Below are 13,240 nucleotides of genomic sequence, written 5' to 3' on the forward strand. Positions count from 1 at the left end.
AGAAAGAGAAAGAGGCTGCAGGATGAATTCAGGTGGGGAGCAAATGAAAGCCAAGCCGTCATTGATTCATAAAAAGCTTGTAGGCGGAATGATAGCAGCAGGTCTCATTTTTTATGCTTTCACCGCATACTTGATTTATGTTGCGTTTCAGCTGACAGGACAATATTTAGAGCAGCAGTCTTCTCCTAAAACGATTTTAACGGAGGGACTCAATAAGCAAGTCTATGAACATATTAGAATATACTATGCAGAGGAAGAGGACGCTTTTGTTGATTTAACAATTGAGGCCATGGATCAGGCAAAGAAGAGGACAGCGTCAGTATTTCATTTTGAAACTGACAAACCTTTAGACATTATTTATTTTGATGATAAAGAGACAATCGAGCAATTTGCAGGAATTAAGCATATTACGGGTTTTTACTCCGATCATGATCAAATGATAGGGTTATATCCAGATAAGCGGGAAGCATTATTGAAGAAAGAGACACTCCCTTTATACTTTTTCAACACGTTATTGATTCATGAATATGCTCACTTTGTTTTCTATGAAAAAGTTCATTCTTACGAAGTGTCTTCGGTGATCTTTCCCCTTTGGTTCCATGAGGGAACAGCAGAATGGACGGCCTATGACGTGTTAAATGCCACGTCTGAACGGTTCGACGTCATTCCCTTTCAATTTCTTCATTCCGATCAAGATTGGCAGGACTCCCGAATGACGTATGAGACAGATGTTTATGTGCAAAGCTACTATATGATTTATGAGCTCGTGCAGCTTTATGGACGAGACGTCATACATGAGATTATGGAGGAAACGGCAAAGACTGGCCGTTTTGATAGAGGTTTTGAACAAGCGACAGGACAACGTTTGGCAGATTTTGAAGAGCAATTTAAACTGAGTTATCAAAGAAAAAACGGCTGACCTGAGGATATAGGTCGGCCGTTTTTTGTTTAATGAAGCGGTTTTTGCTGATTGGCTTTGTTTGGCGGCATTTGAACTTGGCCCTTCATTGGGGCAAATGTAGACGTCATCGCCTGCATATCTTGAGCTGTAAGCTGCGGAACTTGATAATAGCTATGTTTATTTTGATATAAGAAAATTTCATACGCCATTTCAATAAAGTTCGGAATTTGCGCTGCAAGCACACGTCGCACCACAGGGTTTGTTACCTCTAGTGCAGTCATTGAAAGTAATCCAGCATGTGATTTCACGAGACCTAGCATATGCCCTGTAATTCCCGAGTCCTTTACATCCTGTAACGATTGATTTGGCTTCTTAGGCTGAGATGGTTTTATTCCGTATGTCACCTCTGTTTGTTCTTTCATCATATACGTAGATGTTTCTTCACTAGGCTTTTGACCAGTAGAAAAACAATCTACCGTGACATTATACTGTGACAATACAAATTGATATTGTCGATCTAAAATGTCGGATAATGAGGGATCTTGGATGAATTGGCGAAAGATCATGTATTGATCCAAAATATTAATGGTCCCTGCTAATACTTCATGTAAATCAAATAACTCATGCCCGCCATGATTGAATTGGGGCTGCTGGACATTTCCTTGAACGTTTGTCTGCTGATCGTTTTGCATAGAGATTCCTCCTATTGTTTATACATTCTGTTTTAATGTGAGGAAGTTTTCCTTCTTTCATGCAAAAAACATTATTTACAATTAGAGGGTTTTCTTCCTTTTTGTCGAAAAAAAGTATCAGACGAATGAACATGGGGGTACCAGATGCAGGACAAAATCATTAATCGTTTGATAGAAGACGAACATGTGCAGGCACCAGTGATTGGCATCGGTGTTTCGCCGTTTGAACAGCATCATCTTGAGGCTTTTTTTCAATCATTTCCACATGAACTAAATGCCTCTTTTATTGTTGTACAAAATCATGTGACAGGCGATTGTATAACTGATTTGGAAGCACTTGTTTTACCGATTGGCTACCGGGCAAAAACGATTAAACATGGTGAGAAAGTCATGAAGAAGACGATTTATTTTTGTCCACAGCATGCGGTAGTGACGTTAACAGAAGATCAGCGGCTGCACCTATCAGAGCAGCTGCCGGCGTGCATGGCTTGCTCTGTGGACTTGCTTTTTCAGTCTCTTGCCAGCGTTCAAAAGGAGGAGGCATATGCGATTTTCTTTCAAAAAGGTCATTGCGTGGGAAGTGGCTTGCTTCAGTTGGTTGAGCAGGGCGGTACAGTTTTATCGTGCAGTGAGGAAGAAAGTGGTTTTGACACTTTGTATCAACAAACATTCAAAGACCCTTCAACCCTTGCGGCATATATCGCAAATATCATCAACGTCCCGCATCTCGATGAGGCAGATCCTGTTTTACTGAGAATTATTGAACGTCTTGAAATGTATAAAGGCATTGCTTTTTCAACCTATCAAAAGAAAAGGCTGCTATCTGTCATTCAAAAACGAATGAATGTTGCAAAAAAACGGATTTCATTGTTAGCAGAGTACGACTACTTATTAGAAAGAGAACCAGATGAGCTTGACCTTCTGCACGCTCAGCTTCTAAGCGGCATGACATCTTTTTTTAGAGATATGGAGGCTTTTCATGTATGTGAACATCAGATCATTCCGTCGATCATTGAAAATGCGGTGAAAAACGGGAAATCTCGATGCCGTATTTGGATTGCAGGATGTTCGACAGGAGAGGAAGCGTATTCTTTTACGATCTTATTTTTAGAAGAAATGAAGCGAAGACAAGTGACCATTGAACTTCAAGTATTTGCAACAGATATCAACCGGAAAGCCATTCAAACAGCTAGTAAAGGTCTTTACTCAGTAGAGTCTATGGCAAGGATGCCGGAAAAATGGCGGGCGCGATATTTCGAAAGGAAAGGTGACGCTTTTATTGTGAAGCAGTCGCTTAGAAAACATATTGTCTTTGCACCTCACAATTTATTGATCGATTCACCTTTTATCCACCTCGATTTTATCAGTTGCCGAAATGTTCTGATGTACTTCCAGCCTGAAGTGCAAAAACGAGTATTGTCCCGATTCCAATATGCTTTAAAAGATCAAGGGATGTTGATATTAGGGCCAAATGAAACTGTACCCAATATCCCTCGTTTGTTTCATTTGTTCAATGAAAAATGGAACATTTACACCCATTCAAACGTTTCAAAACCACATGTCCCTTGGACATCAGACGCTCGTGATATCGAGTTGAAAGCGCGAGCCGAACAATATATGCAAGAAGTAAGCAAGGATTATGATGCATGTATGGTCATCAATGATAGTGACAAAATCCTGGCAGTATCAAAGGGTGCGTATTCTTTTTTAGATCATACAGAAGTGTCAGATCAATCATGTGAATATGTGACACCAGATTATATGAAAGAGATGCTCAGTCAAACCTTTCAAAAGGTGTGGACAGACGAGACAGAGGTTGTGTTTCAACATGTTCTCATTTCGGAAAAAGGCAGCAAGCAATATGCAGATTTTACCGTGAAAAGTTTTGACCGCCGTTTTAAGGGAGTTTACGTCATTCTCATTCGAATGAATGAGAGAGGAAAAAATCAAAAGAACGGCAGGGACATAGGGATGTCAGATCAGAATTCAGTCTATCAACAGCGTATTGTCGATTTGGAAAATGAACTCAATGAAGTCAAACAAAAGGAGCAGGAGGCAAGGGCTCAATTAAAAGCAAAACACACGCAATTAGAGGAGTTTGAGAAAAAACACGAACATTATATAAATATCATAAACAACTTGAGGGTGACAAGAGAAGAACTGTACAAACCCTCTGTCAAGCCGGAGCTTGCAACGCTGTTTGTGGACAGGGACATGAATATACGCTATTACACTCCTACAGCTGCCTCTTTATTTACTTCTGCGAAAATCAGACATCAGCAATCCTTTCAGTCGATGGCTAAAAAGCTTACGCAGGAAACGCTCTATCATGATATCCAATCCGTCATATCGGATAGGCGCGCGATCGAACGTGAAATTGAAACGAACGAAGGCGAGCAATTCACCGTTCACATCACACCCATCTACGATGAAGAACGTGAAGGAGCAGTGATGACCTGGATTAAAATGACTGAAGTAACGAAAATCAAGCAGTCGCTTCATCTAGCGGTGACGGCACTTGATAACAGCCATATTCATATTGTTGTGGCAACTGAGGAAGGGGTCATCCAATGCGTGAATCAGCGTTTCTGTCAGTTTGTCCAGCAGCATGAATATGACCTGATCGGCAAAGATATTTTTTCTGTCTATCATTCGCTATGTCAATGTGATGATTTAGAGAAACAATGGAAGGTTTGTTTAAGAGATGGCAGCTGGACAGGTGAACTATACTTTCAAGATTTATCTGGACGTGAACGATGGGAGAGAGTCTCTTTACACCGAATTGATGACCCTGACAAAATGCAGTCAACCGTCATGCGGATTTCAGAGGATATCACCAATCAAAAGCAGTCAGAGAAGATGCTGATGAAATCTGAGATGCTGTCAGCAGTAGGGCAGCTTGCAGCAGGCATCGCTCATGAGATACGGAACCCGCTGACCTCATTAAAAGGGTTTTTACAGCTGATGATTCAAAGTAAAAAGTATCAGAAAGATTATGCAGATGTGATGATGTCAGAGTTTAATCGGCTCGAGTCGATTATTAATGAATTCCTCGTTCTTTCGAGAAGCAAATCGGTGAAATTTGAACCGGTACATGTCAATCTTCTGCTCGAAGAAGTGATCATGGTCGTTGAATCCCAGGCGGTCTTAAAAGGCGTGTCCATTCAGAAAAAGCTGTCTCCGTCGCTCCCTAACATTCAAGGCATTCCGAATGAACTGAAACAAGTCTTCCTAAACATCCTTAAAAACGGAATAGAAGCGATGGATGGTGTGACAGGCGTCATCAAGGTGACCTCTCTCATGAAAGATCAGCAAATGATGTTGATCTTTGAAGACCAAGGAAAGGGAATACCAGAGGACGAAATAGGGAAACTCGGTGAACCATTTTATACAACAAAAGAAAAGGGGACAGGCCTTGGTTTAATGATGACCATTAAAATCATTGAAAGCCATGGCGGCACCATTCGTTTTGAAAGCAAAAACTTTGAGGGGACACGAGTGATTATTACCTTTCCGATGAGTTAAAAAAGACAAGTTTTACATGAAATCCATTCAATATCAATATTTACTTTGTACACTATGAGAGATGAAGCACAAAGGGGAGAGGTCTAATGAAACGAATGCTGTTTATTCGAATGATTTGTTGCTTGGTTCTGGTGATCTTTAGTTTGCAATCCTTATTGCCTGGCATGTCCGCAGGGAGCGAGGTCAATGCATCTGAAAAGAAAGAAATGGTGTGGAAACAAAAAAAGATTGTGCAGATCAAAAAAGCCCGTCAGCTCATAGGAAAGACCGTGACAGTGAGCGGAATTGTGACAGCAGATCAATCAGCTGTAGGCAATGGGAAACTGTCCACATACATTCAAGACAAATCAGCTGGAATCAATGTTTATTCAGCTCAGCCCAATCACTTCCCGGAACTAAAAGCAGGGATGAAGGTGACAGTGACTGGTAAAATCACGTCTTATAAAGGACTGGTTGAAATTGTGCCAGATCAAGGCAGTCTGAAGATAGATGCTGTGAACCAAACCTTGCCAAAGGCGAAGCGAGTGTCTGTGAAGCAGCTAGAAACGGAACAAGCAGGTAAACATGAAGGAAGACTAGTAAAGGTCAAAGGCTATGTAGAGGCAAAACCAGCGCAGCCGGCTGGCGGTGGATACAATGTGGTGATCATCGATAAAAAATATCACAGCACCACTCTGAGAGTGATGGTCGATACGAATGCGATTGATAAAGTAAAGACAGGAAAATGGTACGAGTTTACAGGGGTGTTAAGCAGATATGATACGTTGCAGGTGCTTCCAAGACATAAGGATGATATCAACCTGCTGAAACGCCAGCCAAAGCCGCCAAAGATGAAGAAAGAATACAAAGCAACGGTTGACCGTGTGGTGGATGGAGATACGATTCATCTAAAGAAGCCCGTTCTAGGTACAACAAAGGTGCGTTTTGTGAATATGGACACGCCGGAAACGTATCATCAGCCAAAAAGCGAATTAGACAAAAACCAATTGCGTTTTGGACAGCAAGCGACTGACTATTTAAAAACACTACTTTCAAGCGGTGACCAAGTCACATTAAAGATTGGTCCTGAAGCGAAAGATAACTATGGACGTCTTTTAGCTCAAGTGAAAACCAAAAAAGGGTTAAATACAAATCTAGAGCTTGTGAAAAAAGGATATGCCCCTACTTATTTCATCTGGCCAGTTGGAGATGAAAAGGACTATCATACGTTTCAAAAAGCAGTAAAAGAAGCAAAGGAAAAAGGACTGGGCATATGGAACGAAGCAGCCCCTCTACTGGAACAGCCATTTGAATTTAGAGCACGTGAACAGAAAAAAGGACTGACACGCTATGTTGGTGATTCATCTGTCAAAACCTACGTGTCCCCTGACAAATGGAAAGAAATCGATGTGGATAAACGGATCTTTTTTGCTTCCAAAGAAGAAGCAGAGCAGGCTGGTTATCAGCCGGAAAAGGATGCGGACGACGTACCATTAACGATTTTAAGTTTGAATGATTTACACGGTAAAATTGATCAAGAATACGAATTGGATCTAAAAGATGATGGCAATAAAGGCATGTATGGGCGGATGGATTATGTCGCGGCCTATATGAAGCAAAAACAAGCAGCGCACAAAAATACGATCACGGTCCATGCTGGAGATATGATTGGCGGGAGCTCTCCAATATCTTCTCTTCTGCAAGATGAACCAACCGTTGAACTCATGGAGAACATTGGCTTTGATGTCGGCACGGTCGGCAACCATGAATTCGATGAAGGGGTAGACGAGCTATTGCGTATCTTAAATGGCGGAGATCATCCTAAAGGCACAAAGGGGTATGACGGACAGAACTTTCCGCTCGTTTGTGCGAACTGTGAATTACTGGCAAACCGCTTTTACCGGCTTATGAAATCATCGATGTCGAAGGAATCCCAGTCGCATTTATCGGCGTTGTGACCAAGTCAGCCGCAGGAATGGTCATGCCAGAAGGGATTAAAGACATTCAGTTTACAGATGAAGTCAAAGCTGTGAATGAAGCCACGAAGGAACTAAAACAAAAAGGAGTTAAAGCCATAGCGGTTTTAGCTCATATGACAGCCTCTCAAAATGGGGATACGATCACCGGAGAGAGTGCAAAGCTTGCAAAAGAAGGTGATGATGAAATTGACGTCATCTTTGCAGGGCATAATCATGAAGTGGTCAATGGAGAGGTCAATGGAAAATTAATTGTGCAAGCCTTTGAATATGGAAAGGCGATTGGCGAAGTCAATGTGACACTTGACCGTAAAACGAAGGATATCGTCAAAAAGAGTGCGAATATCCAGTATGTAGATCAAGCTGGTATAGAAAAGGACAAGGAAGCAGCAGACATCTTGGCTCATTACGGGAAAGAAGTGGAGCCGATTATTAGTGAGGTTGTTGGAGAAGCCGGGGTCAAAATGGAAGGCGGCTATTCAAATGATGGAGACACGCCGCTCGGTAATTTGATTGCGGATGGTATGAGATATTCAATGAAAAGTGACTTTGCCATGATGAATGGAGGCGGCATTAGACAAAACCTTGAAAAAGGGCCGATAACGTGGGGAGATCTCTTTAATATTCAGCCATTTGGCAACGTTTTAGTCAAACTAGAGATCAAGGGAAAAGACTTAGTAGAGATCATAGAAGCACAAATTTCTCCACAATTTGGACCAGATTATAGCATTTCAGGCTTTTCATATTCCTATGATCCTGTAACATATAAAGTAGTCGACTTGAAGCTGCCAGACGGTTCAGCAATAGCTCTCGATCAAGCGTATACACTCACTGTGAATAACTTCATGGAAACAGCAACTGGCAGTAAATATGCACCAATAGGCAGGCTTGGGCAAAACCCTGAAACAGGCCCAGAAGACTTAGAAGCCACTGTCGATTTTGTGAAAAGCTTTGAAGGAGCTTCCATTGTGTATCAAAAAGAGGGACGAATTCAAAAAGCAAAACAAGAGGAAAAAGCAGCAAGCTAAAGAGAGCGTATCATCTAAGAGAAATGTAACAGGCAAAGGAGTTTAAGCATGAAAAAGTGGCTTGCACTGACTGTGATGACAGCCGGGATTGTGCTGCTCGGCTGGGGGATATGGCAAATCGCATCGACTCATCTTCAAACAGCCCAATCATTAGACGAAGCGAAGAAGGTCGTGGCAGACGATCAAGGGATGTCCAAGAAGCAGTTTGCTCCAGAAGTGGGGAAAGCTTCTGGCATCCTGACGATTCCAAAATTAAAAGCAGACCTTCCAATTGTCGAAGGGACGGATGCGGATGACCTTGCAAAGGGAGTAGGACACTACAAAGGCAGTTATTATCCGGATCAAAATGGACAAATCGTTCTTTCTGGCCATCGTGACACGGTGTTTCGCCGGACAGGCGAACTGGATATTGGAGATCAACTGAAAATCACTGTGCCATATGGTGAATTTATATATGAAATCACACATACGAAAATTGTTGATCAGCATGATACATCCATCATTACGTTGCAGAATGAAAAGGAAGAGCTGGTGTTAACCACATGCTATCCTTTTCATTTCGTCGGCAATGCGCCAGAGCGGTATATTATTTATGCAAAAAGAGTGTCTGAATAAAGAAAAAGAGCCTGCTTTTCATACGCAGGCTCTTTTGTTAATGGATGATTTGACTCATGAGCTGGTCCATATCAGGTGGTAGAGGTGCTTCGATGATCAGATGCTCACCTGTAAAAGGATGTTTCATGTCTACTTGCTTGGCGTGAAGAGCACACCTATTGATGTAATCACGAACTCCGTCATATAATGTATCCCCAGCTAGTGGATGCCCGAGACTGCTCAGGTGGACACGAATTTGATGCGTTCTACCCGTTTCTAATTGAAGTTTAACGGCTGTCAGTTGCAGACGTTTATTCATGTCCATGACCTGAAAATGAGTCACAGCTTTTAGCCCATTAGGGGAGATTCTTCGTCTGACTGCATGGTGTTTGTCACGGCCGATCGCTGCATCGATGGTGCCTTTCTTTTTTTTGAAAAGTCCCTCTGCGATGGCGATGTATGTGCGTTTGATTGTTTTTTTAGAAAGCATTTGATCAAGAGCCGCATGGGCTAATCTATGCTTTGCAAAAATGACGGTGCCGCTCGTGTCTTGATCAAGCCTGTGGATATGTCTTACCCGCTTTTCTTCACCATTTGCTTGAAAATGGAATGCCACAAGATTTGCCAGTGTGCCTGTTTGTCCTTGTTCATTCGGATGAGTTGGCCGGCCGGCAGGTTTTTGCACAATTAATAAATGCTCGTCTTCAAAGAGTACCTCTAATTCACCATATTCCGGTGTCACATCACTTTCTTCTGTTTCAAATAAATCAATGATGATCTGATCGCCTTGACTGACTTTAGCTGCGTGATGGGCAGGCTTTTGATTTAAACGAACTTTTTGATGCTCCATCCAAAAGTGAATAATCGGTTTTGATGCAGAGACGGCTGTCTTTAAAAAATGACTGAGTGAAGTGTGATGATACTTCTCGTCTACTTTTAGTGAGAGCGTGTGTCCTTTTATGATCATGATATCCGTTCCTCTCTATGGGTATATATAGGAAACACTTACCTTGGCGAACGCCTTTTTTTCTGTGCTATTCTGAATAAAGAATAACGACAGAGAGGTAGATGTCACGTGAGATTAATGAAAGCTGCTACAGACCTGCAAGAGCAGGCAATTGAAGAAATATCAAAGGATGTTGAAGATCTTCTTTCTCATGCTGTCAATGGACAGCAGCGGGATATGCGTCAAAAAGATCGCTCCCTTACCTTTATTGATGGTGTATATAACGGGACGATGGATGATGCTTTTCGTATTTTATCGGGACTTCAGCTATTACATACCATTATTGTAAAACCGAAACGTCATCTCACCAAACGAGATCGTGAGCTATTCGAGCGAAACCGTGAGCAGGTCAACGCCTGCGGCTTTTCTTTTCCGTTTGATCTCGACGATTTTGCCAGCCGTCACCTTCAAAATGCGTAAAAGATGGTGTGAACTTCCTTGTTAACTTACAGGGCCCTCGCACATACTATTTTTAAGGGAACGGAGAAACCTTTAAGATCTGTAATACCAAACCCGCTCTTTTTCAACATCGCCTATTTCTCCACGAATCGGAGCGCTTGGATCTCTTGCAGAATGAACCGAACATGGGTAGGAGCCTGACAAAACGGTGCAGGCTCCTTTTATACATAATCATTTTAGCAGACATTCATCTTTGAAAGTCAATTTTATTCACGATATGATAGCATTGAGTATATCTTTAAGACTTTTGTAAAAAAAAGGAGTGGCCTCGTTGGTAAAGGCGATTATATTTGATTTTGACGGATTAATTTTAGATACAGAAACACATGAATATGAGGTTTTACAAGAAATGTTTGCGGAGCATGAGTCAGATCTGCCTCTTTCCGTATGGGGCAAGGTCATTGGGACGCAGGCAGGCTTTAAGCCATTTGAATATTTGGAAAAGCAGCTAGGAAAGACGCTGGATCATGAGACACTCACAGCAGATCGGCGTTCTCGTTTTCAAAAAAGAATGAAGGACGAATCAGCAAGACCTGGTGTAGAAGCTTATTTAGAAGCAGCAAAGGAGCTGGGGATCAAGATTGGACTTGCTTCCAGCTCAGACTATAAATGGGTGTCTGATCACCTGAAGCAGATTGGTCTTTTCGACTATTTTGAATGTATCCGCACGTCAGATGATGTGGAAGAAGTGAAACCAAATCCAGAGCTCTATTTGCAAACCGCACACTGCTTAGGGGTAGAGCCAAAAGATTGTGTGGCATTTGAGGATTCTGTAAATGGATCAGTAGCTGCCAAACGGGCAGGTATGAAATGTGTCATCGTCCCAAACAAAGTGACGAGCACGCTGCAATTTGAAGAATATGATGTCAGATTAGAATCCATGGCTGAAATCGAATTGCTCCAGCTATTCCATCAGCTTGAAAAAGAGGATCAGTAAGGGGGCAAATACATCATGGCAGAAAAACTAGACTTAACGCGGTTTGAAAAAAGAATGGAGATCCGTAATATCCGGGAAGAGGATATTGACCGGATCATTGCCTTGCAAGAGGTATGCTTTCCAGGCATGGATCCTTGGAAACGAGAGCATCTTGAAAGCCACCTTGAGCATTTCCCAGAAGGGCAGTTTTGTGCTGAATTCGAGGGAGAAATCATTGGCTCTTGTTCAAGTTTATTAATTAACTTTGATGAATACGATGATCGCCACACGTGGCAGGACATTACAGATGATGGGTACATCACAAACCACAATCCGGATGGGATGAATATGTACGGAATCGAAGTCATGGTGAGTCCTGAATACCGACGAATGAAAATTGGACATCGCTTGTATGAAGCAAGAAAAGACTTGGCAAGAAGATTAAATTTAAAAAGCATCATCATTGGCGGGCGCATTCCGAACTATCATAAATACCAAGAGGAAATGACGCCTCGCCAGTATGTTGAGCAGGTCATGCTTCACCAAATCTATGATCCCGTTTTATCTTTTCAGCTGTTAAATGAATTTAGTCTCATGCGGATCAATCCGAATTACTTGCCTGATGATAAAGCATCCAGCACATATGCGACGTTAATGGAATGGAACAATGTGGATTATCGCCCGCAATCGAAAAGATATTTTAAATCGGCGTTCCCTGTTCGAATTTGTGTGATTCAATATGCGATGAAACAAATTCACTCCTTTGAAGAATTTATGAATCAGGTCGAGTATTATGTGGATGTTGCATCAGATGCATCAGCTGACTTTGCGGTATTCCCAGAAATTTTCACGACGCAGCTCATGTCTTATTTAGAAGAGCGGTCACCTAGTCTTGCCGTGCAGCGGATCACGGAATATACCGAGGACTACATTAATTTGTTCACAGACCTTTCTGTGAAATATAACATTAATATCATCGGCGGTTCCCACTTTGTAGAAGAAGAAGGGAAAATCTACAATATCGCCTATTTATTTAGACGTGATGGAACGATTGAAAAGCAATATAAGCTTCACATCACGCCGAATGAAAGAAAATGGTGGGGGATTTCAGCTGGTGACCAGGTCCGGGTATTTGATACGGATTGCGGCAAAATTGCGATCCAAATTTGCTACGATATTGAATTTCCTGAACTTGCACGGATCGCAGCTGACAAAGGAGCGAAAATTATTTTCACTCCGTTCTGTACAGAAGACCGCCAAGGCTATTTAAGAGTACGTTACTGTGCACAGGCGAGAGCGGTTGAAAACCAGATTTATACCGTCATCTCTGGAACAGTTGGCAACCTTCCACAAACCGAAAATATGGATGTTCAATATGCACAATCGGCTATATTTGCCCCATCAGACTTTGAATTTGCAAGAGATGGGATTGTAGGAGAGTGTAATCCAAACATTGAGATGGTTGTCGTAGGTGATGTCGATTTAGAAATTTTAAGAAGACAAAGGCAAGATGGGACCGTACGTCAGCTGAAAGACCGAAGAAGAGACGTGTACCATATTGAATATAAGAAATAATGAAGGAAGCGCCTATGGTTGAGGCGCTTCTTTTTGATAACATATTTTTTTCAATTGCCAAAGGGATGCTGAAGAAAAAGCTGAATATACTGAAAGGAGATTATGTGTTCAAAAAGGAGAGGAACATGGGGCGACAATCTAAACATCTGTATATCAATTTGCCGGTAAATCATGTGAAGGAATCTATCGCTTTTTTTGAGCAGCTGGGTTTTGAATTTGAGCAGCAGTTCACGAATGATCAGGCGGCCTGTTTGGTCATTGATGACACGATCACCGTCATGCTGTTGTCACTCAGGCATTTTCAGTCCATTTCAGAGAAACAATTAGTGGATGCAAAAAAAGCATCAGAGGTGATCATTTCTATGCGTGTTCATTCACGAGAAGAGGTCGATGAGCTTGTCGAGCAGGCAATGGCAGCAGGCGGTTCACCGTTTAAGGAAAAGCAGGATCATGAGTTCATGTATGGATGGAGCTTTCAGGATCTTGATGGTCATTTGTGGGAAGTGTTTTATATGGATGAGGAGAGAAGCGGCCTTTCATAAGGGTGCTTCTTTTTTATTGTTTATCAATGGTATGATAATGAGGAGCA

Annotated in this window: 9 protein-coding genes and 1 pseudogene; 8 read left to right on the forward strand and 2 right to left on the reverse strand. The window is 41.9% G+C overall.

Annotated elements, in window-relative coordinates; all coding sequences use genetic code 11:
• The first annotated feature begins 43 nt into the window (after window positions 1–43).
• On the forward strand, window positions 44–919 hold the full coding sequence (locus tag MKZ05_RS04775) for a hypothetical protein (protein WP_050945475.1): 876 nt from the start codon (window positions 44–46) through the stop codon (window positions 917–919).
• Window positions 920–948: 29 nt separating this feature from the next.
• Here the strand turns inward: MKZ05_RS04775 and MKZ05_RS04780 are convergent, their stop codons facing one another.
• Complete coding sequence (locus MKZ05_RS04780) at window positions 949–1,593, reverse strand: spore coat protein (protein WP_226804839.1); 645 nt, start codon at window positions 1,591–1,593, stop codon at window positions 949–951.
• Between the two features lie 144 nt (window positions 1,594–1,737).
• Here MKZ05_RS04780 and MKZ05_RS04785 point away from each other — a divergent pair, with 144 nt between their 5' ends.
• From MKZ05_RS04785 to MKZ05_RS04795, 3 genes and pseudogenes are all read left to right on the forward strand, one after another.
• Window positions 1,738–5,118, forward strand: coding sequence for a CheR family methyltransferase (locus tag MKZ05_RS04785; RefSeq protein WP_339161620.1), 3,381 nt, complete (start codon window positions 1,738–1,740; stop codon window positions 5,116–5,118).
• Window positions 5,119–5,204: 86 nt separating this feature from the next.
• Window positions 5,205–8,101 (forward strand): annotated as a pseudogene (locus tag MKZ05_RS04790) (5'-nucleotidase C-terminal domain-containing protein).
• Window positions 8,102–8,149: 48 nt separating this feature from the next.
• Window positions 8,150–8,716 (forward strand): class D sortase, encoded by a 567-nt coding sequence (locus tag MKZ05_RS04795; RefSeq protein ID WP_185107634.1) that lies wholly within the window; start codon window positions 8,150–8,152, stop codon window positions 8,714–8,716.
• 37 nt (window positions 8,717–8,753) lie between these two features.
• Here the strand turns inward: MKZ05_RS04795 and MKZ05_RS04800 are convergent, their stop codons facing one another.
• Window positions 8,754–9,662, reverse strand: a complete 909-nt coding sequence (locus tag MKZ05_RS04800; RefSeq protein WP_226804842.1) for an RluA family pseudouridine synthase — start codon at window positions 9,660–9,662, stop codon at window positions 8,754–8,756.
• A gap of 108 nt (window positions 9,663–9,770) precedes the next feature.
• Here MKZ05_RS04800 and MKZ05_RS04805 point away from each other — a divergent pair, with 108 nt between their 5' ends.
• The 4 genes from MKZ05_RS04805 to MKZ05_RS04820 all read left to right on the forward strand — a co-directional run bounded on the left by MKZ05_RS04805 (window position 9,771) and on the right by MKZ05_RS04820 (window position 13,193).
• Window positions 9,771–10,121 carry a DUF5365 family protein gene (locus MKZ05_RS04805; protein WP_003212251.1) on the forward strand — a complete coding sequence of 117 codons (351 nt, stop codon included), beginning with the start codon at window positions 9,771–9,773 and terminating at the stop codon, window positions 10,119–10,121.
• A 310-nt stretch (window positions 10,122–10,431) separates the two neighbouring features.
• Window positions 10,432–11,097 carry an HAD family hydrolase gene (locus tag MKZ05_RS04810; RefSeq protein ID WP_050945434.1) on the forward strand — a complete coding sequence of 222 codons (666 nt, stop codon included), beginning with the start codon at window positions 10,432–10,434 and terminating at the stop codon, window positions 11,095–11,097.
• A 15-nt stretch (window positions 11,098–11,112) separates the two neighbouring features.
• Window positions 11,113–12,651: a bifunctional GNAT family N-acetyltransferase/carbon-nitrogen hydrolase family protein gene (locus tag MKZ05_RS04815; RefSeq protein WP_106032291.1), complete on the forward strand. Its 1,539-nt coding sequence runs from the start codon at window positions 11,113–11,115 to the stop codon at window positions 12,649–12,651.
• A gap of 125 nt (window positions 12,652–12,776) precedes the next feature.
• Complete coding sequence (locus MKZ05_RS04820; RefSeq protein ID WP_050945474.1) at window positions 12,777–13,193, forward strand: VOC family protein; 417 nt, start codon at window positions 12,777–12,779, stop codon at window positions 13,191–13,193.
• Window positions 13,194–13,240 lie beyond the last annotated feature (47 nt).

The organism is Bacillus sp. FSL M8-0277 (assembly GCF_037975305.1).
GTDB lineage: Bacteria > Bacillota > Bacilli > Bacillales > Bacillaceae > Bacillus > Bacillus pumilus.